Source organism: Pontibacillus chungwhensis BH030062 (assembly GCF_000770675.1).
In the GTDB taxonomy this organism is placed as follows: Bacteria; Bacillota; Bacilli; order Bacillales; family BH030062; genus Pontibacillus; species Pontibacillus chungwhensis.
The window spans coordinates 14,009-39,112 of sequence record NZ_AVBG01000017.1; the positions used below are offsets into that span (position 1 = coordinate 14,009).

A 25,104-nucleotide genomic window follows, 5' to 3' on the forward strand; every position below is an offset into this window, starting at 1 on the left:
AGAAAAATTAGGTCTATAACCTCTTTATTTCCAGTAGCAACTATGGTGTAATAAATAGTACAAATGAACGATTTAAAAAGGTTAGGTTGTAATTTTAAAGGTCAATCTTTCTTTATAAAGTAATAGATCAAGCAAAAGTGGAGTTTGTTCTCCTTTTGCTTCTTTTTTTAAACAAAAAACCGAACATACGTTCTTGTTTGGGGGGTGGTGAAGAATGAGCGAGGTTGAAGAGAAGTTTTATAAAGAGTTTCCGAATTTAAGAGGAAATCGGGCTGTAGAGACATTTTTGCAGAAGCCAGAACACCAGGAAATGTTAAAAGAATACGTTGACTCACCCAGCCCAACGAGAAAAGAACATCTAGACCAAGCTTTTAAGGTGTATTACTTCGGACTTCGTTTCACTTCTTATTTAAGTACTTCATTATATTTTCAAAGCGTGAATTACGACAAGAGGATGAGGCGATTTGCTGAACATAACGCGCTAACTCTGGATCAGTCAGTGGGGGATGAGGACGGAATTACTTTTAAGGATCAAGTTCTGAGTGAAGGGGAGGTTTTATATATGGAAGCTCCTACTTCATTGAAAGATTGTATAGATGACGATCTGTTACTAGAGGCTTATGTTTCATTAACGGACAAGCAAAGAGAGGTTCTGGATATGGCGTATCTATTTGAACTTAAGGATACAGAGATTGCTAAGAGAATGGATACATCACAACAAGCCGTGTCCAAATCTAGGAAAAAGGCTTTAAAGAAATTACGGAGTTTATTAACGAACGAATAAATAGGGGGGGAGCTTATGGTCGCTTTATACGAGTGGGTTAAAGAAGCTCAAAGTGGATATGGGACTGAGGAGAAGGTTATTGATACATTTTTACCAAAAATTAGAAAGTCGTTACGACTAACGAAGCCAGACAACAGAGAGGATCTTGAACAAGAGTTGAAGCTATGCGTCATTCATTACGTTAAAAGCTATTCTTTAGATGAAGTCCCGGGATTAGTGGATTTGAATCAGCGAAGGAGTCAACATGATGAGTCTTGTTAAGGGGATGTTTGTTTATAGTCTTACTAACTCTACAAGCTACACCTGGAATGGAAAGGGGGATTATAATGGATTATTTAGTTTTTATTCAGCTACTTGGAAACTTCGGTTTTCCGATTGCGGTGACGATGTTTTTACTAGTAAAGTTTGATAAAAAGCTTGATAAATTAGAGGAGGCTGTATATTCCTTGCCTCAAGGACAAAGCAAAGAAGCAACAAAGAAGAAGTCATAAAACGAAGCGTTCTCCATAGAGGAGAGCGCTTTTCTAGCGGTGCAAAATAAAAACGAACACCATTTTTTTTGGTGTTCGTAAGTGCTAAACAACTTAGGGGACCCAACCATGTAAGAATCATCCTCGATCCTACTTATTGCTTCCGATCATTAGCGCCGTGCTTGGAAGGATTATTCTTCATGAATCCGTTTCCTCCGACCTAAATGTTCGTTCGATTTGTAAAATTGACGTCGCTGTTTTTACAAAAGTGAACGTCTTTCTCGTCCTTAATCGTTTTAGAGTGAAACGATTGTTAGGCTACCGAATAAGGAGTAGGTGTAACGTTTCCTTATGGGTCATCGTCTAAGAAAGTGAGGCGTACACTCTAATACCCAGTTTCTTCAACATGGCTATTTAGGGCATTCGTTTAATCCTTTTTCACAGGAGGCGTGTTCCCTTTTCAGGCCATATCTTTTGTTCGCTTGGAAACGAACTCGCGATGGTTGAGCCGCTTAAATTGTTTAGCTGTATTGTTTTTCTTTACATCTTTATTATACCACCGTTTCATTTTAAGCAACGAGGTATTTGTGTCGCTTTTGTTAACGTTTCCATTATGTTTGTGTGGAAGATCAAACGGGTGTTAAGGGAGGATAGAAGGCCTTTATTGTTTTGTCATCTTTTTCTAAAACGTGTTATATTGTAAAGTAACTTGATACAGAAAGGAAACACATCATGAGGAGAATATTTCTGATCGGGTTCGTTAGTATGTTAGCTCTGGCCGCGTGTCAATCCAGTACAGATGAAACCCAACAAGCAAAAGAAAATGCATCAAAAAATACGGCTGTAACGAAAAAGGAAAACCGTTCTGAAGAGCAAGATCAAGAAAATTCAGATGACAGCCAACAAGATGAGGACCAAGATCAAATCTCAAAAGAAAACGAATCGAATGAAGAAAAAAACAATGATTCGGAACCAAATGAAGACTCTGACTCTGAAGAACAATCGATGAATCAGGAAGATTCAAATCAAGAAGAATCCAGTGAATCATCTGCCAAGGTTGTCGATAACCCTACAAGTATAGAGGTTGTTGTGAACAAGCAACGAAAGCTTCCTGATGGGTACACACCACCTGATTTAACTGTTCCGCAAGTGCCGTTTTATTTCGACGAGTTTCATCAGAAAAAGCAAATGCGTGAAGTCGCAGCAAGTGCTCTCGAAGAATTATTTGAAGGGGCAGACCAAGCAGGTATTGATTTAGTTGCTGCTTCTGGATACAGGGCATACGAAAGGCAAGAAGCCATTTTTGCAAGCAATGTAGAGAAGCATGGGGAAGAACATGCCAGACAGTTCTCAGCTGTTCCAGGGCATAGTGAACACCAAACAGGCCTTGCAATGGATGTTACAGTTGCCAAGTTGTCATTTCAGTTGAGCCAAGACCTCGGAGATATGAAAGAAGGGGAATGGCTGGCGGAGAACGCTCACAACTATGGTTTTGTTATACGTTATCCAGAAGGAAAGACGGATATTACGGGGTATGAATATGAGCCATGGCATTTACGCTATGTTGGTAAAGACGTAGCGACGAAGGTGTATAATCAAGATGCCACACTTGAAGAATTTTATAACTTGGTTCCGTAAACTAAAGAACCAGTCATTCAAAACAGAATGACTGGTTTTTTTATATCTTCAAACTAGTAGCAAATCCCTACTCTTTTCTTGGAGAAAGAGGGAGGGTCAAGAATCTCAAAAGCAAAGCGGGCTGTATCATTTGTGGATATCTTCTTCCCTTCTTTAGGTAGGAAGTCAATTTCGTATCGAACCCCACCTACTTCTTCTCCATCTGGTAAATAAGTGGGGCAGACGATGGTCCAGTGTAGAGCTGAAGACTGAAGCTCTAAGTATGCTTTTAGGTGCTCCTCAGCTGCAAATGTCTTGGTTCGTTTTGATTCTGAGGATTGGAAGCGGTATTTTCCTTCTTCATAGCGACTGTTAAGGATTCCGGCTGTGCCAATCGTAACAAGCCGAGTGATCCCTTGTTTTTCCATCACTTTTCGAATGAGTGGCATGCTTTCAGATAGCGTTGTTGTCTTGTCTGTTCCTATACTAGAAAAGACTAGGTCGCATCCATTTATTGTAGCTCTAATATCTTCTTCCTGTGTAACATCACCGATTATATGTGTTGCCTTAGAGATTAGGTCATCAGCCTTATCGCGGTCTCGAACGAGTGCTTGAATCGTGTGTCCCTGATCTAGAGCCATCCGAATAAATGAGCTGCCTACACGTCCGGTGCCTCCGAATACTGCAATTTTCAAAACAATCACCTCATGTTTATTAATATTGTGTTAAAATTTAGAAAATAAAGCGTTTTCTTAAAGTTGTTTTTGGTAAGCTAGTTTAAAACTATGACGAAAGCGTGGGGGCGAAGATGAATCGTAAATTAATCCGAAGCTGGGCTCTCTATGATTGGGCGAACTCAGCATTTGCTACAACGATTATGGCGGCTGTTTTACCCATCTTTTATCAACAAGTAGCTGCTTCTAATTTAACGGGTAATCAAGCCACAAGCTATTGGGGATATTCCCAGTCCATTGCGGTTTTAATCGTTGCCATATTAGCTCCTATCCTAGGAGCCATCAGTGACTATTCTGCTTCTAAGAAGAAATTCTTACGCTTTTTCGCTTATATGGGTATGATCGCAAGCGTTATGCTAGCGTTTGTGGATAGTGGCGAGTATCTATTCGCCTCCTTCCTTTTAATCATAGGTACGATTGGGTTTTCGGGTGCAAATATATTTTACGATGCATTCCTACCTGAAATCTCAAAGGGCACAAACATGGACGAAGTATCTTCTAGAGGGTTTGCTTTTGGATACATCGGAGGTGGATTGCTCTTAGCTTTAAACCTCCTTATGATTCAAAAATATGAGTGGTTTGGCTTTTCCTCAGCAGAGATGGGAACCAAGCTAGCCTTTGTGTCGGTGGGGATATGGTGGTTTGTCTTCTCCATACCACTCTTTAAAAATGTAAAGGAAGAGAAGAAGGCGGGGCAAGTCAAAAGGAATAAATCTTATGCAAGGATCGGCTTTTCTCGTGTGGCCAATACGTTTCGTGAGATTAATCAGTACAAACAACTCCTGGTTTTTCTACTTGCTTTTTGGTTATACAACGATGGGATTTCTACTATTATTAAAATGGCAACGATTTATGGGAGTGAAATAGGGATAGGCTCAAGCCATTTAATCGCAGCTCTTTTAATCACTCAATTTGTGGGGATTCCTTGTACGTTTTTCTTTGGCTGGCTGGCGACTAAAATCACTGCAAAGCGGGCTTTAACCATCACGCTGTTCGTTTATATAGGGATTGTGATCTTAGGGTATTTCATGAGCTCAGCTGCTCACTTTTATGCGTTAGCGATATGCGTCGGAGTCGTGCAAGGGGGAGCTCAGTCACTAAGTCGTTCTATATTCGGTCGAATGGTTCCTGATGATCGGCACGCAGAATTCTTTGGCTTTTATGGTATTTCAGCTAAGTTCTCAGCGATCGTTGGCCCTGCTTTATTTGGATTCGTAGGCAGTATGACAGGATCTAGTAAGCTTGGTATTTTCAGTCTGGTGATCTTCTTCGTAGTTGGATTGATCTTACTTCAAAAGGTTGATATTACAAAAGGGATAGAAGATGCGAAAAAGAAGACGGTATCAAATGACAAAGTAGATGTACACCTATAATAGGAGCGGGACGAGACATATCGTCCCGCATTTATATTTCCTGAATGCTTCCGTTTTACTGAATTAGACGACTGGGTTGCTAAACTGGTTGACGGCTTGCTTGTCCAAGTGCAAGCCGGTATCATACGAAATATTTCCAAGGAGTGAGGCAATCTTATTAAGCGCCTCATCCGTCGGGTTCTCCCAGTAATGGAGCATCTCTGAACAGATTTCGAGTCCCTCACGTCTTGCTTCTTCGTATAGGTCAATAAAGCTTTCTTGATGAGGTTTGTTTGTAGCTGAGTGATACCAAGTGTTATGTTCCAAATTTAAGTAGTCTTTGTTAGATTTCAGAGGCTGATGAGAGAAAGGGGAAACAAGGTTACCGAGAAGCGTGTTCTTCCAACCGTATGGGTCATATAAAATGTGAAAAGCCTTTTTCATATCTTTGTAAGCTGCATTGACGAAATTTGCGGGAATGTTGCTGACGACCGAAGGGAAGAAAGATATAATTTTTTTTGTTAGTAATGATGAGACATCTACGTCAAGGGAAGGCCCAACATCGATTTCTTGATAAACGGGTGTTTTCCATGTCTTTAAATGTCGATAACGATCCATCATGATCGTATCAATAATGACTTCAAATTCTTGATGTTTATTTTTCTCGTATCCTGAAAAGTAATGAACGAATGGGTGTGTATTCCGGTCTAATATATGGTGAGTAACAAACCCGATTACATAAGCCTTGGCATATTTATTTAAATCTTTGGATTCAGCAATAAGGTCTATAAGGAAAGAGCCACAAGCTTCGTGATGAAGTATGTTCCCGATTTCATTAATGGATGCGTCTTTTTTCCAAGGCCAAAAATTGTGATAGAAGAATGGATCTGGACCCTGAGCTCCAAGGTTCAAATAGTTTCCTGTTGCTTGATACTCTGTAGAAGCATTTACTCCATCCATAATATCCTCAGCGAACAAGATATGCGTCCATATATTGGGCATGAAATCCCCTCCTTTACTAGTTACTTCCATTATAAGCCATCCCTTTAAACCTGTCTTTTGATTCTATGAACAAAGGAAGGATTTTTACACCTTGTGGAGAATAGATAAGGGATAGAGTTTTCTCTATAAAAACAAGTTTTAATCATGGACATCTGTGGTATTAACATGGAGTGTGAGAAAGGGAGGATCTTGATGGATTATCGTATTGAAAAGGATACGTTAGGCGAAATTAAAGTACCATCTGATAAATATTGGGGAGCCCAAACACAGCGAAGTAAACAAAACTTCCCAATTGGGAACGAAAGAATGCCGAAAGAGGTCGTTCATGCGTTTGCCATCCTGAAGAAGAGCACGGCAAAGGCTAATTACGAACTAGGACTTCTCGAGAAAGAAAAGGCAGAAGCTATCGCTCATGCAGCGGATCGCATTACAAATGAAGAGCTTGAAGAGCATTTTCCTCTTGTTGTATGGCAAACCGGAAGCGGTACTCAGTCCAACATGAACGTTAATGAAGTAATGGCGTATGTAGGGAATGAATGGCTGCAAGAACATGGCCATGAAGCACGCCTTCATCCTAATGATGACGTGAATAAATCGCAAAGCTCAAACGATACATATCCAACAGCTATGCACGTTGCTTCAGTACTTAAAGTAAAAGAATCAGTATTACCTGCGTTGGCAACATTAAAGAAAACATTAAAAGAAAAAATGGAAGCGTATAACGAAATCGTAAAGATTGGCCGCACGCATCTACAGGATGCCACGCCTTTAACGCTCGGCCAAGAAATTTCCGGTTGGCACCGTATGCTTGAAAAAACGGAGAAGATGATTGAAGATAGTTTGACCTATGTACGTGAATTAGCGATTGGCGGAACGGCAGTCGGTACAGGGTTGAACGCTCATGTGGACTTTTCAGACAAAGTTTGTAAAGCCATTAGTGAATTCACTTCAGAAAACTTTGTATCAGCATCCAATAAGTTTCATGCGCTAACAAGCCATGATGAGCTCGTCCACACCCACGGAGCTTTGAAAGCGTTAGCAGCGGATCTGATGAAGATTGCCAATGATGTACGTTGGTTAGCTAGTGGCCCTCGTTGCGGTATTGGTGAAATCACGATTCCAGCAAACGAACCTGGAAGCTCCATAATGCCAGGGAAAGTAAACCCGACTCAAAGTGAAGCCGTCACAATGGTGGCCACTCAAGTTATGGGGAATGATGCAACAATCGGCATTGCAGCGAGCCAAGGGAACTTTGAACTAAATGTTTTCAAACCAGTAATTGCTTATAACTTCCTCCAATCGTGTCAGCTTTTAGCAGACAGTATGGAGTCGTTTAACGAGCGTTGTGTTGAAGGATTAGAACCTAATCAAGAGAAAATTGACCAGTATCTAAAAGATTCTCTTATGCTCGTTACGGCTTTAAATCCTCACATTGGTTATGAGAAAGCAGCTACCATTGCGAAGCATGCATTCAAACATGATCAAACGTTGAAGGAAGCGGCAGTAGATACAGGCATTCTTACAGCAGAACAAGTAGATGAGTATATTGATCCAAAAGCGATGACACAACCTACCCAATAAACACACGAAGGAGCCCTCCGAGATGACTCGGGGGGCTCTTTTCCATCCATATTCAATTATTTTCCGCCGTACTGTTGTTCAGCCATTTGTACAAGACGTTTAGTGATTTCTCCGCCTACTGAACCGTTTTGACGCGCTGTAGAGTCTGGACCTAAGTTTACGCCGAACTCCTGAGCAATCTCATACTTCATTTGGTCAAGTGCTTGTTGTACACCAGGTACTACAAGTTCGTTAGAGTTGTTATAAGCCATGTTTGTTCACCTCTTATCATCATGTATTGGTGGGCTCTTCTGGGATGTTTACCATGATGGCCCCTGCTTGAAAGTTGAGGTTTGTGTTGCTGTGTAATCATATTGTGTGAAAAACGAGTATTCTTATGAGAGGTAATTATCTCCAACGCTTTTAGAGGAAATTACCATTTCATTTTGTTCATAGTTTTTCGGAGTAGGGTCACAATAGATATCACAGGAGGTGAAAACATCATGGCTTACAACAACTCAAATGAATTAGTAGTACCAGGTGTACAACAAGCATTAGACCAAATGAAAACTGAAATTGCTCAAGAATTTGGCGTTCAACTTGGTCCAGACTCCACTTCCCGTCAGAATGGATCTGTTGGAGGAGAGATCACTAAGCGCCTAGTTCAAATGGCTGAACAGCAGTATGGTGGTTCTCAACAACAATAACAACTTCATACTATGGCTAAAGAGGGATGGGAAACCATCCCTCTTTTTATGGTAAGCTCGCACTTCTTTCTTATTATGAATTAAAGAAGGTGAAAACATGTTCATTTGCCCAGCTTGTAATGGATTTGAAATTCTTTCTTTTTCTTGCCCTGAGTGTGAGGGAAAAATGAGGGATCAAGGGAGATTGGTTGATTACTTAGATGAATACAGCCCCTATCTAGATGATGAAGGGCTAAAATTAGTAGATGGTTTAAAGCATTCAACAGATGAGCATACCTGCCTTCATGTACTTTATTGCTCCGGGTGCCAGACAATAAATGAGTTTACCGTACAAGAAGAAAATCAATAAGTGTAAATAAGAGGAGTGGGCTTTATAATAGCTCACTTTTTTTCGTTATTGCTAGGACGAGCGGTGGAAGTGTCGGGACGAGCGTCTAGAGTGTCAGGACGAGCGGTGGAAGTGTCGGGAAGAGTGGCGAGAGTGTCAGGACGAGCGTTGAAAGTGTCGGGAAGAGTGGCGAGAGTGCCAGGACGAGCGGTGAAAGTGACGTGAAGAGTGGCGAGAGTGTCAGGACGAGCTTGGAAAGTGACGTGAAGAGTGGCGAGAGTGCCAGGACGAGCTTGGAAAGTGTCGGGAAGAGTGGCGAGAGTGTCAGAACGAGCTTGGAAAGTGCCGGGACGATCGGTAAAAGTGCCAGGACGAGCAGCAAGAGTGACAGGACGCCCGCCCGAAATGCCAAGACGTCCTCCCGAAGCGTCATAACACCTCCATAACACCAAAAAACAAAAAAGGCTGCCTCCCAAAAAAAGGGGGGCAGCCTTTAATATGTTTATCGAATACGGCTTTCATTGTCTTTGTCGAAGAAGTGTGCTTTGTTCATATCTAGAGCGAGGTCAATCTTTTGTCCGCCGTTGATGTCAGAACGAGAGTCAACGCGTGCGATGAATTCTTGACCTTTAACGGAAGAGTATAGGTAGGATTCAGAACCCATAAGTTCCGCTACATCAATCGTTGCATTGATTTTCGTATCTTGGCTGGATTCGATGAATACAGGCTCATCGTGGATGTCTTCTGGACGGATTCCAAGAATAACTTCTTGATTCACATAACCACGTTCGCGAAGAGTTTTCATTTTGCCTTCAGGTACTTTAATGCGATAGTCTTCAATATAGAAGTCACCGTCTTTTAGTGTTCCGTGGAAGAAGTTCATTGCCGGAGATCCGATAAATCCTCCTACGAATACATTTTCAGGCTCATCATATACATCTTTTGGACGACCGACTTGCTGGATGAATCCGTCTTTCATAACAACAAGGCGTGTTGCCATCGTCATGGCCTCTGTTTGGTCGTGTGTAACGTAAATTGTAGTTGTTTGTAGGCGCTGGTGAAGTTTTTGTATCTCAGCACGCATCTGAACACGTAGTTTTGCATCAAGGTTTGATAAAGGTTCATCCATCAAGAATACCTTTGCATCACGAACGATCGCACGTCCTAATGCAACACGCTGGCGTTGACCACCTGATAATGCTTTCGGCTTACGGTCTAAGTATCCTTCTAACCCTAGAATCTTCGCAGCATCTTGAACGCGACGGTCGATTTCATCTTTTTTAAATTTACGTAGCTTTAGGCCAAACGCCATGTTATCGTATACGTTCATATGTGGGTAAAGAGCGTAGTTCTGGAATACCATCGCGATATCACGATCTTTTGGTGCTACATCGTTCATTCGTTTATCGTCAATCATAAAGTCGCCGCCTGAAATCTCTTCAAGTCCAGCAATCATACGAAGCGTAGTTGACTTACCGCAACCAGAAGGACCAACGAATACAATAAACTCTTTATCTTTAATATCGAGATTGAAGTTGTCTACTGCTGTGACTTTATTGTCATAAACCTTTTGAATACTATCTAATTTTAATTCAGCCATTTTTCTTCCCCCTGTTTATGAAAGCGTTTTATTTACTAACTTTAGTGTAGATAATTTTGGGAAAATGGTAAATGGAATAAGTGCACAAAGATCGTCTGGTCGTTTGTGCACTTTACCGAAAGGCTAGTCCTTATGTTGAAGATTAAGAATGGCCAGGTAGGTGATGAGTGCTCCCTGGAACTGCTTTACATCAATGCCTGTCTTCTCGATAAACTTATCTACACGGTACTGTAGGCTGTTTCGATGCATGTACAACTGTTTAGCGGCAAGAGTAGTATTTGAGTTTGCTTCAAGAAATACTTGAATGGTATGTAAAAGATCAGTGTCATCAATGACAGAGTGGAGCAATGTGTATGTGATGTTTGATGCATGCTCTTTGCTCAATCCATCTAAATACATATATGTAATAGCATCTTGGTACGTAATGACAGGCTTAGGGTGATAACGTAGCATCTTTTCAAATAGGGTCATCCCCCAGGAGTACGCGTGGCGGATATCATCTTTTGAATGGTAGTAAGGTGTTATATAAAGAGTGAGTTTTGTATAGAAGTCACTCATTAATACGTCAATCATTTGCTCATATTCGATGTATTCTTTTTCTTTTTGAAATTGTTCTTCAATGATAATTCCCTCGTGCTGATTGTGCCAGATAATAGGCATTTGGTGAGGGAAGAGACCTTGGATGGCTTCGTGGAAAACGTCTGGATCAATGTCTTGATTTGTTAAAGAGAAATAGACAAATCGAAATGAGGAAGGAAATAGAGTGTTTTCATTGGGGGATTCGCCCCCCAGAATCCATCCTTGCCAAAGTTTTTCCCTGGTTGTAAGTGTTGGGTGCTGTTCCACAAAAGGTGTGAGAAACGTATTTAATAGTTCGTGTTCTTTCTTGGTTATCGTACTTTTAGGGAGCCCAATAATCTCTTGTTCAGTGTTTTTGAACCAGTGGTACCGATCCCAGTCATCATTCGTTTGGCTAAGTAAAACAGCTTGTGGGAAGATCGCTTGGATTTGTTCAAACATTTGAATCCCTCTTTCTAAGTAGTGAGTGGGTGGTGAGCTTTATATGTATAACCCTATTATACCAATTGGATTAATAAGGTGACAGGCTATCGCTTTTTTTCCAAGCGATGGTATTGTATAATACTTATAAGGGTACTAAACTTACAGACTAATTATAGATAGATTTTCGAAAAGGGGGTACTTGACCATGGCAGACCAAGAAGTACAAGACATGAACCAATATACGCAAGATATGAAAAATCGCTTAAAGCGTATAGAGGGACAAGTTCGTGGTGTATTAAAGATGATGGAAGAAGATAAAGAATGTAAAGACGTTATTACGCAATTATCCGCTGCTCGCTCCGCAATTGATCGTTCTATTGGCTATATTGTAGCAAAGAATTTAGAGACGTGCCTGCGGGAGTCTCAGGAAAATGGAGAACCAGCAGATGAACTTATTCAACAAGCCGTTCAAATGATTGTAAAAAGTCGTTAATAGAGGAAGAAGGCGATCCGTTATGGATCGCCTTTTTTGTTTGCGATATATTGCTTGTTTTTGTTCAGCCCAGTCTATATGATGCTAAGCGTAACGGTTTTAATGTTTTTGATGTTGGGTTTTATTTGAAAAGGCTTCGTTTTGTTTTGGTAACTCACGTGCTTCTTCGATTTGAGCGCGATTATATCTGGAGTTAACAGTTCCACCAGCCATTCCTTCATTAATCATACGATCGACATCAACCTCATAGTTTTCACGGCTGTCTCGTTCTCTTTCATTTTTTGGATGTGCCACTATTTCATCATCTCCTTTCTGTATTTAGTTTTCCGTTGTATGAGAACGGCTATGCATAGGCCATTTCTTCAGTCATACATTTAGAAGTAGAAGGAGAGGTGACCTGCGTTGAATCAAACTGATTTCATAAAAAAATTAGAGGGTGCCATTGAAGCAGAGTGGACGGCTAATGACTTTTATAAACGATTGAAAGAGGAGACGCCGAACCCGTTATTTAAAGACTTTATACAACATGCTGAAGAGGATGAAGAGAAGCATTACCATAGCTTTCAGAAACTGTATTATCAGCTGACGGGTAGATATTATGAACATCCAATGAAGCGAATGGAGTTTGAGTCCTTTGAAGATGGAGTGGTTGAAGCTCTTAAAGATGAATTGGAAGCTTATGAATTGTATAGGAATATGCTTCTTCATATGCCGGTTCAATATGCTTATGAACCATTGTTTATAGCCATGACAGATGAAATGGAACACGCTACGCGCTTCTCGACTATATACGGGCGACTACGTTAAATGAACGATCTATAGTGCAGTAAAGGGGTAAAGCGTGTCTGGCACGCTTTACCCCTTTAGTTTGTGGAAGAGTCGCTCTTTAGGTGATTGGACGTCTGTCCTTATGCTGTGTGATGCGTTTTTGATAAAGGTATTTGGCGTAACGGTAAGGGTAGGAGAGGATGACATTTTGTTCGCGCTTAAAAGTAGGGTGATCGTATAGGGCATATCCAGGCTTAGAGTTGGCCTCAAACATCCAAACTTGACCTTCCTGATCGATTCCAAAGTCAAAGCCAATTTCTCCAAGAGGTCCTTTTAAGGTGCGATCTAACACCTGGCTTATTTCTAAAGCGCACCGTTCAAGCTTCGTATAGACTTGTTGACTCTCGCGGTCGTCGAATAACTCCTCTAACGTATGGAGGGAACCTCCTCGTCGTACATGAGTGGTTAGACTGCCTTTGCCAGCAAATTTCGTACAGATTGCCGTAACGACCCATTCATTTTTCTCATTTTTATTCGTATGCACTCTGTAATCCATAGGAGTAGAACGTTTTGTTTTGAGTTCAATTTCTGGTTGTACAATATACCCAAACAGACCGTTTGGAAATTGCTGATTAATCATATTTTGACCATCCTGGTATCGTTGATGGACAAGCTTTTCTCCCTCATAGTACTGACATTCAATTTCCCCTGTTTCCTCTCGTAAGCGACACCGTTTAATACCAGTTCCCTTACTCCCGTGAATGGGTTTAATGTAGAGCTTTTTCTCTTGTTGAAGCATCTCAAGCACACGTTCTGGTGATGGATGCAATGTGGTTTGGGGGAGGAGGTGTGAGACTTGATACGTGCGCTTTAATCGATCATATACTTTCCACTTGTTAAAGAACCCTGAGTTGAACCAAATTGTTCTGCTTTGTAATTGTTTTCTCATACGAATGACTAGAGGATGATGTTCAATCTTGCGGTTAGGGATTCGGTCATATATAACATATGGGAAAGGATAAGTTTTTCGTTCCCATACGCCATTATGAAACACATAGCCATTTATCGTCTCATCTTCTAAGTTCACATGCTGGTAGCCGAATACAACTGTATCAAATCCATAAGATTGTCCGGTTATAGACATCGCTTCAAAGATGGCTGTTCGTTCACCAATGGGGGCCTCTTGATTATCTGTAAAACCTGCTGTGAATATTCCAAGCAGAGGCTGAAGCCATATATTCGCCCCTTCTACAGAACAAGAGAGGGTAGAAAGATCAGGTAACTTTAACTCGTCTTTTAATTGAGATGACAAATAAAGGGTGTCTTCATCTTTTTGGTGTGTCATAACTTCTATCTCGTTTGATCTAACCCCGCACCATATGGTTTGGACTTTATGAAAGGCAGGGTACACTTCTTTAGGCACAATGATTCTCAACTTATGACTTGTATACGTTTTAGCGTAAAAATAATAGGTTTCCATGGCTTTCTGGCCTCCTAGATCACCGTTTCCCTATCATTTTATGAGGTGAGAAAACATTTCATGCGAAGGCTTTTCTTACCTTTTTGATTTGGGTATACTATACTTTTAGTGAAAAGATGGAAGAAGAAAGGTAGATCTCATGAATACATTTTTATTAATCCTGATGATGATCGCAATTGGAGCCTTAATTGGTGGTATGACAAACTCCCTTGCGATTCGTATGTTATTTCGCCCGTTTAAAGCGAAATACATCTTTAACAAACGTGTTCCTTTTACACCTGGTTTAATCCCAAAGCGACATGATGAATTGGCGGAGCAACTTGGGAAAATGGTAACGGACCATTTGTTAACGCCAGAAGGTATCCAAAGAAAACTGGATGATGATACGTTTCAGCAGCAAGTTGTAGAGTACGCACAGAAAGAGGTCACAACGTTTTTAACTAGTGAACGGTCCTTGCAGCATGTATTGAACGACTTTCAAATCCCTTTAGATCAGCAGGTGGTGGAGAGTAAACTAAAAGACTTTACACAAGGTCAAGTCGAGTCCTATATGAAAGATGCAAGAGCTAAATCAGTTCGGGAATTAATTGGTGACAATGCTTTCTATAAAGGGAAAGCGCAAGTAGGTAAAGCGAGTGAGTATATTTTAAGACAGATTGATGATTTCATCTCCAGTGAAGAGGGGAGAGCCAAAATTGGTGCAATTATTGAAGATTACCTTGAAGGACAGGGGTTTCTTGGCAATATGATTTCGTCCTTTATGGGAAATCAAGGCTTAGCAGATAAAGTGCAGCCTGCTGTTTCTGATTTCTTAAATTCAGAAGATGCGCATTACTGGTTGAAAGAAGTGCTGCATACAGAATGGGATAAATGGATGGAAAAACCTTTCTCGGTATATGAAGAGAAACTTGGTTTAGAAGGAATTCCTGATGCAATCAGCGAGCAAATCGTATCATCCATCCCAACGGATGTATGGCTTGAGCGTTCGATTGCTGAACATACAAAGAATTTTCAGCCTTATATTGTGGAAACCCTCGTACCTCAACTCGTTGGTAAGATAGGTGGAGCCCTTTCATCCCGTCTTCCTTCAATTATGGAAACCTTACATCTATCAGAAGTTGTCCGTAAAGAAGTGCAAGCTTTCCCAGTAGAGCGTCTAGAAGACATTGTTTTAGGAATTTCCAAACGTGAATTTAAGATGATTACGTACCTTGGAGCTTTGCTCGGAGGAGTAATCGGTCTCATTCAGGCTGGAATTATTCTTTTAATAGGATGAATAATGGGAATTGCTATACACAGCTAGTCTCGTTTGTTATAGTGGTAAGGAATGAGAAGAAAAACAATTGTAGGAGGCTTATTCATGGCTAATATCTATGATCACGCTTATGAGCTAGAAACAGCTCTACGCAACAGTGAAGAATTCACACAATTACAAGAAGCATACAACGCAGTAATGGCTGACGAAGCTGCGAAGCAAATGTTCGATAACTTCCGTAACACTCAGATTGAACTTCAGCAGAAACAAATGCAAGGTCAAGAGATCTCTGAGGAAGAAGTTGAGCAAGCTCGTAAAGTAGTTGAGACAGTACAACAACACCCTCAAATTTCTAAACTAATGGAACAAGAACAACGCTTAAACCAAGTGATTAACGATGTTAGTCGCATCATCACGAAGCCTCTTGAAGACCTATACGGCGCTGGAGAAGGCGAACAACAATAAGACTATTAAAACCCGCTAACCTTAAAGGTTAGCGGGTTTTTTGTAAGGGTACGTTAATTAAAATTGACTCGTCCCATAGCAAGCCTTAGCCCTCTACGGTCTTAGTTTTAAAGCTTCAGCTGTGTAAAAAAAGACTTTTTTTGTTTGCGTTGGTGAAGAGAGCAGGATTTTTCAGGAAGTTCCTCGAATGTTATTTGTACGATTGTAGCGGTTTATGACTTTATTAAACGAATGGGGGAGTTTTATGAGTTATTTTACGGTAGACCGATCAAACGGGATTACACACTTGAAATTAAATCGACCGGATAAAATGAATGCATTGAATCAGGACAGTCTTAGGGAATTGAAACATCAACTTCAAAGTATTGAAGATAATCAGGACTCTATTGTTATCCTTTCTGGCAATGGAAAAGGGTTCTGTGCTGGTGGAGACTTGGCAATGATGCAAGGGACACGGGATAAACAAGCTTATGAGGAAGTGATGGATGACATAGAAGAAGTCATGATGCGCTTATTTCTAATGAAGAAACTTGTTATATCTGCTGTCCATGGGCCTGCTGTTGGATTGGGACTTAGTTTAGCGTTAGCTTGTGATTATGTACTTGCTCATAAAGAAGCGAGCTTATCTATGAATTTTATAGGTGTTGGTCTTTTGCCTGATGGAGGAGGACATTTTTGGCTTCAGGAGCGGTTGGGTACTCAAAGAGCCAAATTGTTTGCTTGGAAAGGGAAGGCTTTTTCTGGAGAAGAAGCTCTTACAGAAGGGTTAGTTGACGAAGTGTGTGAAGGGGGAGTAGAAGATGCTGCTCAGAATCTTGCTGCTTATTGGAGCCGGAGACCTCTGCAGGCTATGATTCGCTCAAAACGTGTGTATCATGGTCAATCTGTTCAACGCTTGAAGCAATTGATGGACCAGGAACGACTTCATCAGTTCGAACTACGTCACACAGATGATCATAAAGAAGCGGTAGCTGCATTTATGGAGCAGCGTTCTCCTGTTTTTAAAGGGGAGTAACAAAGAAGCGCCTGTCTGGAAAGATTCCAGCAGGCGCTTTTAGGTTTTAACGATGGAATAAAACCATACGGCCATCTGGTGATACACAACGGTGAGTATTTTCACTATATCCGTTGTCTTCAAGTAAATTTTGACCGATTTTCTTAGCGTCTTGATCGTCTTGTGCTTCAAAGGTCTCTTCTAATAATTGAGTTCCATCGGGTGCAAAGACCGTTAAAATGTAAGCTTCCATAATTCATTCCTCCTATCTTCCTTACATATTCGAAAGTAGTTTCTTTTTCTCCTTCTTCCTAAATAATGAAACTTATTACTCGTCTACACGTATGAATAATGGAGAAGGGGGAGTACAGATATGACATTATCATTAAATCAAGTAACAAAGCACTTCGGTGCCCATACAGCTGTTGATCATTTGTCTTTATCGATACCCGAGAGTCAGATCTTTGGCTTCTTAGGAGCAAATGGAGCTGGGAAGACCACTACGTTCCGAATGATTCTAGGGTTAATGGATACGAGTGAAGGTTCGATCGAATGGAACAATGAGGCAATTGATTACAGTAAAAGCCATCTTATTGGCTATTTACCCGAAGAACGAGGCTTGTATCCAAAATTAACTGTTAAAGATCAATTAATTTACCTTGGAAAACTAAGAGGCATGTCCAAGCAAGAGGTTATAAGTGAGTTAGATCATTGGTTAGAACGCTTTCGAGTCCCGGAATATAAGAATAAAAAAATCGAAGAGTTATCCAAAGGAAATCAGCAAAAAATTCAATTTATCTCTGCAGTCATTCATAAGCCCAAATTACTTATATTAGATGAACCTTTCTCAGGACTAGATCCTGTAAATGTTGAACAATTAAAGCAAGCTGTAGTGAACCTGAAGGAAAATGGAACATCGATCGTGTTCTCCTCACACCGTATGGAACACGTTGAGGAACTTTGTGAGCACTTATGTATTTTACATAAAGGGAAGCCTGTGGTTCATGGGGGATTAAAAGAAATTAAGCGCTCATTCGGAAAGAAAAATCTCGTTGTGCATGCGGACTTCGATTTATCCTACTTACGTGACATCCCTGGTGTTGTATCGTACCGGGCTGTTGGGGAAGGTTGTGAGCTGCAGGTGGAAGCGGAAGAGGTGGCAGAGCGTGTGTTTGAGGCGCTGCAAGGGAGAGGCTTTGTTCGCACATTCGACCTAGAAGAGCCATCTTTAAACGATATCTTTATAGAGAAAGTGGGGGCTTCTTATGAATAAGTTTTGGATTGTTATGAGCCACACTTATTTCAGTCGTCTAAAGTCTAAGACGTTTCTGATTACAACAGGTATTATATTATTGCTCATTGTTGCATTAACAAATTTCCAAAGTGTTATGGATTCTGTTGGAAGTGATGATGAGGAGAGTGCTCAGGGTCCGAAAGTTGCGATAGTTGATGAGACTGGACAGTTCATTACCCCTTTAAAAGAACAGCTAAGTGCCCAGCAAGCTGAGTTAAAACTCGAGTCCTACTCCGGAAATGAGGAAGAAGCGAAACAAGCTGTGCAAGAGGGGGAGTATCGAGGGGTTCTGACGCTTCAAACGAGTGAAGATGGAATTCCATCCGGTACTTATTATACGAAACAAATTGCTGAGAATAGCATTAGTGGTCGTCTACAGCAGGCGTTACAGCAAGTGAAGGTGAGTGTGGCTACTGAAAAGGCTGGTATTGATCAACAAACGGTGAATGGAATATTCTCTCCTGTAGCATTTGAGAAGGTTGCTCTTGATAAAGAGGCAAAGACTGAGGAAGAATTAAGTGAAGCTCGTGGTCTTGTATATGTCATGCTATTTCTTCTGTATATGGGAGTCATTATGTATGGGAATATGATTGCTCAGGAAGTAGCGCAAGAAAAGTCTTCGCGTGTGATGGAAATATTAATTTCAAGTGTGTCACCAGTTACGCAAATGTTTGGGAAGATTATTGGAATTGCTTTATTAGGGATCACTCAATTTGGGTTGATTTTACTAGTTGGAGTTCAATCTGTTACAGCTAATATGGATAATCTGCAGGGAGGGATATTCACCTACTTTGGTCTTGGGGATGCCAATACCTCAACGCTGATCTTTGCAGGTGTCTTCTTCTTACTTGGATATCTGCTATACGCAACTCTCGCTGCAATGCTTGGGTCTCTTGTGAGTCGTACAGAAGATGCCCAACAAGTGGTCACTCCGATGATCTTACTTATTGTTGCTGCATTTATGATTGCAATGTATGGATTAAACGCTCCTGAGACTACGTTAGTCACTGTCACGTCATTTATTCCATTCTTTGCACCTATGTTAATGTTTCTTCGTGTAGGAATGCTAGATATTCCGTGGTGGGAAGTAGGGATATCAATCGGTTTACTTATTGGCACGATTCTTGTCCTCGCTGTTGTTGGAGGAAGGATTTATCGTGGTGGTGTGTTAATGTATGGAAAAGGAAATATGGTGAAAAGCTTCAAACGTGCCTTCCAATTATCGAAGAAAGAATCGTAACAAAAAACACAGCTGGGATTACTCCCCGGCTGTGTTTTCTTTTTTATATTGCATATTTGTTGTTTGGTGATCAGGATCATCACGGAAGCGCTCGACTGGACCGCTATTTGGAGATCCTTTTACGCTAGCTGCGCTTTTCGCGCGTTCTGATGGATTCTTTTTTCGTTTAGCCATTTAAGTCACCTCCTCGATTATCTTCCCCAGAAAGCTGTTAAAATATGAGGCGAACGTGCATTCGATGGTCACCTTTGATAAAATACAACCATTAGCATAGGAAGGGAGTTTTGGGGTATGTTGCCACCGCTGCGTTTTATCCATTGTGCGGATCTTCATTTAGACAGCCCTTTTAAAGGGATCGGGTCAGGGCTTTCATCGCGTTTCACCAAAGATGTAGTCGAAAGTACATTTCAAGCGTTTGAACGGATCATTTCACACGCTATAGAGAATAAAGTTGATTTTGTCGTAATGGTTGGAGACTTATTTGATCAAGACGGTAGAAGTTTAAAGGCGCAAATTCGCCTTAAGAAAGGTTTTGACACATTACATAAAGCAGGTATTAGAGTGTTCCTTTCACATGGAAACCACGACCATACTGGTGGGAGCTTCTATCCAGTAAGATATCCGGATAACGTTTCGATCTTTAAAGAAGAAGCGGTCTCTACCATTCCTTTCTACAAAAATGGCCAACATGTGGCTAATATTCAAGGGTTTAGTTATTCAAGGCGAGCTGTTTATGAAGAAAAGGTAGTCGAGTTTGAGCGGACTCGTGAGGATGTTTATCACATTGGGCTTCTTCACGGGAGTATAGCAACGAATACCGACCATGATGTTTATGCTCCTTTTAGAATTTCACAGTTGAACGAAGTAGGACACGACTATTGGGCACTTGGTCATATTCACAAGCGACAGATTTTGCAAGAAGAACCACCTATTGTGTATCCAGGGAACATACAAGGCCGACACCATAAAGAGGACGGGGCTAAAGGATGTTATCTCGTTGATCTAGCAGAAACGAATACGACTCTTACGTTTCTGCCGACGCATTCTGTTCTCTTTCAGCAAGCAACATTTGACGTAAGCCATATCCAAACATTAGGTGAATTTCATGATGAGGTAGATAAATGGAAGGAGGAGAATCGACAGGTGTACGGTCCTATGATTTTCAAAATGAAGATCGAAGGATATTTAGAAGGAGATGAAATGAAGGAAGAAGCAGTCCGCAACCTTGTAGATGTATGGAATGAGAAAGAAGAAGAGGAGGAGGCATGGCTATGGGTTCAAGACATTGTCATCCATTCTACCCCTTCGTGGGATCGTGAAGAATTAAAGCAAGGCTCTCATTTCGTCGCTGATCTAATTCGTCGAATTGACGAGAGTGATGAGGTTGAGTCGATGATAACTGAACTCACCACCCATAAGCAGGGTCGGAAATATGTAGGGACCTTTTCAGATGAAGAGAAGAAAGAAATAGTAAGTGAAGCTGAAGCTTATTTGCTCAAGTCCTTGTTGGAGGGGGAGCGATCAGAGTGAAACTCAAACAAGCATTGATTTATGGTTTTGGTAAATGGCATCAAAAAACAATTGATTTCCAAGATGAAGGGTTGACGGTATTCTATGGTAAAAATGAAGCCGGCAAGTCAACTCTAAGACAGTTTATCTTGTATGTTCTATTTAACCTCCCGCCCAAAAAAGTGAAGTCCTTTATACCGAAAATGGGTGGAACGGTTGGAGGGCGTTTAATGATATCAGACCTTCGTTATGGGACAGTGTACATTGAACGTGATTACAATCAGAATAATGGAGAGGCACGGTGTTACTTTGATGACGGATCTGAACAATCTGAAGAGTGGCTTCGACATTATTTAAAAGGAATGGATAAGAACACGTTTGAAGCCATTTTTTCTTTTGATTTACATGATATCCAGCATATTCACACAGTAGGTTCTAAAGCTATTGGGGATGTCTTATTCGGAGTAGGTATGACCGGGTCCAAACAGATCTATCAACTAGAGACGAAGCTTGAAAAGGAACTTGAACGTCTCTTCAAGAAACAAGGGAGGAAACCGGTCCTCAATGAACAGTTCGCTCATGTGAAAGAAATGGAACAGACGTTGTCTCTCCTTAAGAAAGAAGAACAAAAGTATGAAGGTCTAAAAGTGGAAGAGCAAGAAGTGCAAGATGAGCTTCACCAATTACAAGATAAGCGCCAAACATATATGGAGAAGAAGGATCTGTTAGAGAAGCATCATCAAGCCTCACATTTAATATTTCGTTACCAACAACTTAAAGCGGAGCGTTCATCCTTACCAGAAACACTTCATTTCCCAGAGCAAGGACTAGAAAGGTACTACAAGCTTAAAGAACAGGAAATGCCGATACGTAGTGAAAAAGAAGTTGTTAAACAGGAACTGCAAAGAGAAGAGTCAAAGAAGGAGAGAGTGCCTTCTTACGATGAAGAGTGTGTTGAAGAGATAACAGAGTGGATGGACCATAAACAAGAATATGATGTTAACCGTGCACGCTTAGAAGGACTTCTAGACGAATCTGGACAAGAACAAGAGCGATTGGCCAACAAAATAGAAGAACTGGGCATACATCTTACTTTTGAAGATGTATTAGAGCTCTCTTTACCATTCTATATGGAAGAAGAATGGCAACGAATCGGGCATGAGAAAGAAACACTTGAAGAAGAACGTGCTCGATTAGAGCAGGAATTACGACTTAATCACGAAGAGGAAGAGCAGCTTCAACGCCAGCGGAGTCGTGTCAAAGATCAAATGTTATCAGAAGATGATGAAGCGCAGTTAAGAACTTCCGTAGAACGTGCTCGAGAAAAGGAATGGAAAAAAGAATTAGAAGAGGAACAATCGAAGAATCGTCGCCATATGGTGCATCAACAATCAAAGTTTGCAAATCAAATCTTTTTAGTTGGGATCTTCCTTTCGGTGTCTGGAGCAGTTGGTGGTTGGGTGCTCTCAGAACCCTTTTGGTTTATATTCAGCGCTTTTTTGTTAGTGGCAACATGGTTTCTTGTACGACAGCTTAAACAAAGTTCAGTTAATAGCCCTTCAATTGTCCCGTATCATGAAGAACAGCTACGAGCGCCGAATGATAATGTGTGGGAGTTGGAAAGACAGTTACAAGAACAAGATCAAAAAGCACAAGAGGTCAAGCGATACGAGCAAAGCATCCAACAGTGCAATATGCGTGAAATTCAAATTGAGGAACAGCTGCATACCTTAAAGCAGCGTCAAGAAAGGATCAATCAAATTATAGGTGAACAAACCGATCATTATCCTTTCCTAAACCAAGTATCTGTGTCTTATTGGCCTAAAGTGTATCAACGACTTTCTAGTGTTCAAATAAGGCAACAAGAATGGTTGAAAAAACAAGAGCAAATTGAAACATTAGCCGAGCGACAAAAAACAATAGAAAATCAATTATTTTTATTTGCAGACCGTTTACAAATCGAGCGTGAAGGGGAAATAGATTCCATATGGAACAATGCATTAGAATACATCAATAAGGTAGAAGAGCAAAAGCGAGACCTTCATAAATTAGATGAGCGTATAAATGATTTGCGCAGTCAAATGAATCAATTAGAGCGAAAACAGTTACCGATTCAAGAAGAGTTGCTTCAGTTGTATGAAAAAGCGGATGTTTCAGACTCAGATTCTTTCATTAAGCAAGGTGAACAAGCGCGTCTAGTAGAACAAATAGAAGAGGAACTGTGGCAGCTTAAGAAACAGATCGATACGATCTATATGGACCAATCCACATCCTCCGAAGCAATTCACTCGACTATAGATGAGCCATCTCTAAAACGAGATCTTGCTCTTGCGACAGAAGATTTGGAGAATACAGAGGCTGAGATAGAAAGAAAGCGACAGCAATTGGCTGACCTCAGGTCCAACATACAGCTACTTGAAAAAGATGAACGCTACTCCATGAAAAGGCATGAAGTGAGGTTAGAGAAAGACAAAAGCAAACAAATAGCTAAAGAATGGGCAGTCTATAAAGTAGCGCATACTTTATTGAAACAGACGAAAGAAATGTATCAGAAAGAAAGAATGCCAGCAGTAGTTGAATATTGCAGTCACTTTTTCTCCATCCTAACAAGAGATACCTACTTACGTGTATGGCTTCCAGGGGAAGAAGAAATGATGAGGGTCGAAAGAAAGGATGGAGTCCGTTTCTCTGTTGAGTCATTGTCTCAAGGAACAAAAGAACAGTTATATGTGGCTCTAAGGCTTGCGTTAAGTCAAACCATTAGAGATGAACATCCTTTACCGTTTATTATTGATGATGCGTTCGTAAATTTTGATGATGAACGAACCTATGAGATCCTAGAGCTTTTACAACAAATTGCACAAGACCAACAAGTCATTCTGTTCACATGTAGTGATACAATTAATCAAAAAATAACAGAACGTAAAAAAATTTTTTTATAAAAATTAAGTTTTTATTTGTCATGACCTCGCACTTTTGGAATAATAGTGATAAAATACTTGAGGACAATGTCGAATAAAGCTAGTGGAGGGTCGTCCATTGGTAGATAAAGAAAGAAGTCAAGAATGGACAGAATATGAAGAAACAATAGAAAAATTTATTCAAGTGATCGCCAAAAATATGAGCCTGTACGGAATCACCTCTTCTGTTGGTCGATTGTACGGAACGCTTTACTTTGCAGATCAGCCAATGACGCTAGATAATATGCGTGATGCGCTTGAAATGAGTAAGACAAGTATGTCGACTGGTGTGAGATCTTTATCAGAGATGAAGATGGTCGAACCAGCATTCCGAAAGGGTGTACGAAAAGATCTATATAAATCTGAAGAAGATTGGTATAAATCTTTCACATCGTTATTTGGTAACCGCTGGAGACATCATACTGAAACGAATATCGAAGAAGCTGATGAAGCGATCTCCGAACTTCGTGCCATTATGAATGATACAGACGACGAAGAATTACAAGGCATGATTCAGCGCGATATCGACCGATTAGAGTATGCGAAAGAATATTATCGCTGGCTCATGAAGTTTATTCGTGTTGTTGAATCAGGCGAAATCTTTAAATACGTACCAAAGGGAGACTAAGTCTACCCATGGAAGAAGCATGTCTAGAAAAGGACATGCTTTTTTTATGGCTATGTTCATGCTTCGAGTCTTCCATATAAGACCCCTTATATGGAAGACTCGAAGTTGAGAGGATGCTTCCGTTTCCCAAATTGAGAATAAGGTGGTTCGGGAAATCACTCGCTTTCCGCGGCGAGCTGGGAAGCCTCCTCGTTCGCTTTCGCTCTCTGTGGGGTCTCCCCTAGGCTCCTACTGCCGCAGGAGTCTCGCAATTTCCCGAACCACCTTTGACTTATATAGAGGGAACGGAAGCACGCTACATAAGGGGGTGGAATGTTGGATCCCCGCCATACTCGAGCTGAGGGGACGTTATACTTAATCTGTTAAGGGGTGTCTGGGGAATGAGGAGACTCCTGCGGTAGAAAGAGGTCGACGAGATCCCGCAGGGTGGTTTTCCCGAGGAAGCTCGACAGCTCGCCCGCGGAAAGCGAGTCGTTCCCCAGACACCCCAAGCGCTCAACAAAATAACGGCCCCATTTACACTAACATGTCTCTGCTTCGAGTCTTCAACAATCCTGCCTTATTCTTGAACAAGCTAGTAGAGTGAACTGGAATATTCAACTTGAACCCCGCATAGGCTTGTATCAAAAGGGGACAAGGGGGAGATTCCATGATTGCAGGAATTCCATGGTGGGTGTTAGCAATGGTAGTATTTATTTTATTTAGTGGATATATGGCACTTCGAGCGATGAAAGCTGAACAGGAAATGGAACAAAAATTTATCGAACAAGAGGGCAAGAAGTACATGGATCGAATTGATGATGCGAAAAAGAGGAAGCAGTCGGCCTCTAGTTAGAAATTGATATAAAAAAAAGGCTGCACC

28 protein-coding genes are annotated in these 25,104 nt (G+C 40.9%); 19 read left to right on the plus strand and 9 right to left on the minus strand.

Annotation, left to right across the window (positions count from 1 at the left end):
* Nucleotides 1–214: 214 nt before the first annotated feature.
* The 4 genes from N780_RS16880 to N780_RS16895 all read left to right on the plus strand — a co-directional run bounded on the left by N780_RS16880 (nt 215) and on the right by N780_RS16895 (nt 2,892).
* Nucleotides 215–784, plus strand: a complete 570-nt coding sequence (locus tag N780_RS16880; RefSeq protein WP_036786786.1) for an RNA polymerase sigma factor — start codon at nt 215–217, stop codon at nt 782–784.
* A 15-nt stretch (nt 785–799) separates the two neighbouring features.
* Nucleotides 800–1,045, plus strand: a complete 246-nt coding sequence (locus N780_RS16885; protein WP_036786788.1) for a hypothetical protein — start codon at nt 800–802, stop codon at nt 1,043–1,045.
* A 65-nt stretch (nt 1,046–1,110) separates the two neighbouring features.
* The gene (locus N780_RS16890) at nt 1,111–1,275 is read left to right on the plus strand and encodes a YvrJ family protein (RefSeq protein ID WP_198135878.1); all 165 of its coding nucleotides are present in this window, start codon (nt 1,111–1,113) and stop codon (nt 1,273–1,275) included.
* A gap of 711 nt (nt 1,276–1,986) precedes the next feature.
* A complete protein-coding gene (locus N780_RS16895; protein WP_232299561.1) occupies nt 1,987–2,892 on the plus strand; it encodes a M15 family metallopeptidase in 906 nt (301 codons plus the stop codon).
* A 53-nt stretch (nt 2,893–2,945) separates the two neighbouring features.
* Here N780_RS16895 and N780_RS16900 read toward each other — a convergent pair whose 3' ends face one another.
* Nucleotides 2,946–3,566, minus strand: coding sequence for an NAD(P)-dependent oxidoreductase (locus N780_RS16900; RefSeq protein ID WP_036786791.1), 621 nt, complete (start codon nt 3,564–3,566; stop codon nt 2,946–2,948).
* 113 nt (nt 3,567–3,679) lie between these two features.
* On the opposite strand from N780_RS16900, the gene N780_RS16905 reads away from it, so the two are divergent.
* Entirely contained in the window at nt 3,680–4,978 is a 1,299-nt protein-coding gene (locus N780_RS16905) for an MFS transporter (RefSeq protein ID WP_036786793.1), read from the plus strand.
* 63 nt (nt 4,979–5,041) lie between these two features.
* Here the strand turns inward: N780_RS16905 and N780_RS16910 are convergent, their stop codons facing one another.
* Nucleotides 5,042–5,959, minus strand: a complete 918-nt coding sequence (locus N780_RS16910; protein ID WP_036786795.1) for a zinc dependent phospholipase C family protein — start codon at nt 5,957–5,959, stop codon at nt 5,042–5,044.
* 192 nt (nt 5,960–6,151) lie between these two features.
* Between N780_RS16910 and fumC the strand changes: the two genes are divergently transcribed.
* Nucleotides 6,152–7,540, plus strand: coding sequence for a class II fumarate hydratase (gene fumC / locus N780_RS16915; RefSeq protein ID WP_036786797.1), 1,389 nt, complete (start codon nt 6,152–6,154; stop codon nt 7,538–7,540).
* A 56-nt stretch (nt 7,541–7,596) separates the two neighbouring features.
* Here the strand turns inward: fumC and N780_RS16920 are convergent, their stop codons facing one another.
* Entirely contained in the window at nt 7,597–7,791 is a 195-nt protein-coding gene (locus tag N780_RS16920) for an alpha/beta-type small acid-soluble spore protein (RefSeq protein ID WP_036786799.1), read from the minus strand.
* A 231-nt stretch (nt 7,792–8,022) separates the two neighbouring features.
* On the opposite strand from N780_RS16920, the gene N780_RS16925 reads away from it, so the two are divergent.
* Nucleotides 8,023–8,226: an alpha/beta-type small acid-soluble spore protein gene (locus tag N780_RS16925; protein WP_036786801.1), complete on the plus strand. Its 204-nt coding sequence runs from the start codon at nt 8,023–8,025 to the stop codon at nt 8,224–8,226.
* Nucleotides 8,227–8,323: 97 nt separating this feature from the next.
* Nucleotides 8,324–8,575: a hypothetical protein gene (locus N780_RS16930; protein WP_036786803.1), complete on the plus strand. Its 252-nt coding sequence runs from the start codon at nt 8,324–8,326 to the stop codon at nt 8,573–8,575.
* Nucleotides 8,576–9,056: 481 nt separating this feature from the next.
* Here N780_RS16930 and N780_RS16940 read toward each other — a convergent pair whose 3' ends face one another.
* Nucleotides 9,057–10,154 carry an ABC transporter ATP-binding protein gene (locus tag N780_RS16940; RefSeq protein WP_036786807.1) on the minus strand — a complete coding sequence of 366 codons (1,098 nt, stop codon included), beginning with the start codon at nt 10,152–10,154 and terminating at the stop codon, nt 9,057–9,059.
* A 123-nt stretch (nt 10,155–10,277) separates the two neighbouring features.
* Nucleotides 10,278–11,174 carry a PucR family transcriptional regulator gene (locus tag N780_RS16945; RefSeq protein ID WP_036786808.1) on the minus strand — a complete coding sequence of 299 codons (897 nt, stop codon included), beginning with the start codon at nt 11,172–11,174 and terminating at the stop codon, nt 10,278–10,280.
* Nucleotides 11,175–11,361: 187 nt separating this feature from the next.
* Here N780_RS16945 and N780_RS16950 point away from each other — a divergent pair, with 187 nt between their 5' ends.
* Nucleotides 11,362–11,649 carry a metal-sensitive transcriptional regulator gene (locus N780_RS16950; protein ID WP_198135879.1) on the plus strand — a complete coding sequence of 96 codons (288 nt, stop codon included), beginning with the start codon at nt 11,362–11,364 and terminating at the stop codon, nt 11,647–11,649.
* A 99-nt stretch (nt 11,650–11,748) separates the two neighbouring features.
* Here the strand turns inward: N780_RS16950 and N780_RS16955 are convergent, their stop codons facing one another.
* A complete protein-coding gene (locus N780_RS16955) occupies nt 11,749–11,943 on the minus strand; it encodes a hypothetical protein (RefSeq protein ID WP_036786810.1) in 195 nt (64 codons plus the stop codon).
* A gap of 108 nt (nt 11,944–12,051) precedes the next feature.
* Between N780_RS16955 and N780_RS16960 the strand changes: the two genes are divergently transcribed.
* Nucleotides 12,052–12,456 (plus strand): ferritin-like domain-containing protein, encoded by a 405-nt coding sequence (locus N780_RS16960; RefSeq protein ID WP_036786812.1) that lies wholly within the window; start codon nt 12,052–12,054, stop codon nt 12,454–12,456.
* A gap of 79 nt (nt 12,457–12,535) precedes the next feature.
* On the opposite strand, the gene N780_RS16965 is transcribed toward N780_RS16960, so the two are convergent.
* Nucleotides 12,536–13,897: a YheC/YheD family endospore coat-associated protein gene (locus N780_RS16965; protein WP_052115144.1), complete on the minus strand. Its 1,362-nt coding sequence runs from the start codon at nt 13,895–13,897 to the stop codon at nt 12,536–12,538.
* Nucleotides 13,898–14,036: 139 nt separating this feature from the next.
* Here N780_RS16965 and N780_RS16970 point away from each other — a divergent pair, with 139 nt between their 5' ends.
* The 3 genes from N780_RS16970 (at nt 14,037) to N780_RS16980 (ending at nt 16,632) form a co-directional block, all read left to right on the plus strand.
* Nucleotides 14,037–15,173 carry a DUF445 domain-containing protein gene (locus N780_RS16970; protein WP_036786813.1) on the plus strand — a complete coding sequence of 379 codons (1,137 nt, stop codon included), beginning with the start codon at nt 14,037–14,039 and terminating at the stop codon, nt 15,171–15,173.
* 84 nt (nt 15,174–15,257) lie between these two features.
* A complete protein-coding gene (locus N780_RS16975; RefSeq protein WP_036786815.1) occupies nt 15,258–15,617 on the plus strand; it encodes a YlbF/YmcA family competence regulator in 360 nt (119 codons plus the stop codon).
* Between the two features lie 244 nt (nt 15,618–15,861).
* Nucleotides 15,862–16,632: an enoyl-CoA hydratase gene (locus N780_RS16980; protein WP_036786817.1), complete on the plus strand. Its 771-nt coding sequence runs from the start codon at nt 15,862–15,864 to the stop codon at nt 16,630–16,632.
* 46 nt (nt 16,633–16,678) lie between these two features.
* On the opposite strand, the gene N780_RS16985 is transcribed toward N780_RS16980, so the two are convergent.
* Nucleotides 16,679–16,864, minus strand: a complete 186-nt coding sequence (locus N780_RS16985) for a YhzD family protein (RefSeq protein WP_036786819.1) — start codon at nt 16,862–16,864, stop codon at nt 16,679–16,681.
* A 120-nt stretch (nt 16,865–16,984) separates the two neighbouring features.
* On the opposite strand from N780_RS16985, the gene N780_RS16990 reads away from it, so the two are divergent.
* The gene (locus tag N780_RS16990) at nt 16,985–17,884 is read left to right on the plus strand and encodes an ABC transporter ATP-binding protein (RefSeq protein ID WP_036786821.1); all 900 of its coding nucleotides are present in this window, start codon (nt 16,985–16,987) and stop codon (nt 17,882–17,884) included.
* Nucleotides 17,877–19,145 (plus strand): ABC transporter permease, encoded by a 1,269-nt coding sequence (locus tag N780_RS16995; protein WP_036786823.1) that lies wholly within the window; start codon nt 17,877–17,879, stop codon nt 19,143–19,145. The genes N780_RS16990 and N780_RS16995 overlap by 8 nt, the downstream gene beginning before the upstream one ends.
* A gap of 18 nt (nt 19,146–19,163) precedes the next feature.
* On the opposite strand, the gene N780_RS19985 is transcribed toward N780_RS16995, so the two are convergent.
* Complete coding sequence (locus N780_RS19985; protein WP_156969222.1) at nt 19,164–19,319, minus strand: YuzL family protein; 156 nt, start codon at nt 19,317–19,319, stop codon at nt 19,164–19,166.
* A 117-nt stretch (nt 19,320–19,436) separates the two neighbouring features.
* Between N780_RS19985 and N780_RS17000 the strand changes: the two genes are divergently transcribed.
* From N780_RS17000 to N780_RS17015, 4 genes are all read left to right on the plus strand, one after another.
* The gene (locus N780_RS17000) at nt 19,437–20,675 is read left to right on the plus strand and encodes a metallophosphoesterase family protein (RefSeq protein ID WP_036786824.1); all 1,239 of its coding nucleotides are present in this window, start codon (nt 19,437–19,439) and stop codon (nt 20,673–20,675) included.
* On the plus strand, nt 20,672–23,596 hold the full coding sequence (locus tag N780_RS17005; protein ID WP_036786826.1) for an ATP-binding protein: 2,925 nt from the start codon (nt 20,672–20,674) through the stop codon (nt 23,594–23,596). The genes N780_RS17000 and N780_RS17005 overlap by 4 nt, the downstream gene beginning before the upstream one ends.
* Before the next feature lie 97 nt (nt 23,597–23,693).
* A complete protein-coding gene (locus N780_RS17010; RefSeq protein WP_036786828.1) occupies nt 23,694–24,242 on the plus strand; it encodes a GbsR/MarR family transcriptional regulator in 549 nt (182 codons plus the stop codon).
* Nucleotides 24,243–24,891: 649 nt separating this feature from the next.
* On the plus strand, nt 24,892–25,077 hold the full coding sequence (locus N780_RS17015; RefSeq protein ID WP_036786830.1) for a sporulation YhaL family protein: 186 nt from the start codon (nt 24,892–24,894) through the stop codon (nt 25,075–25,077).
* Nucleotides 25,078–25,104: the final 27 nt, after the last annotated feature.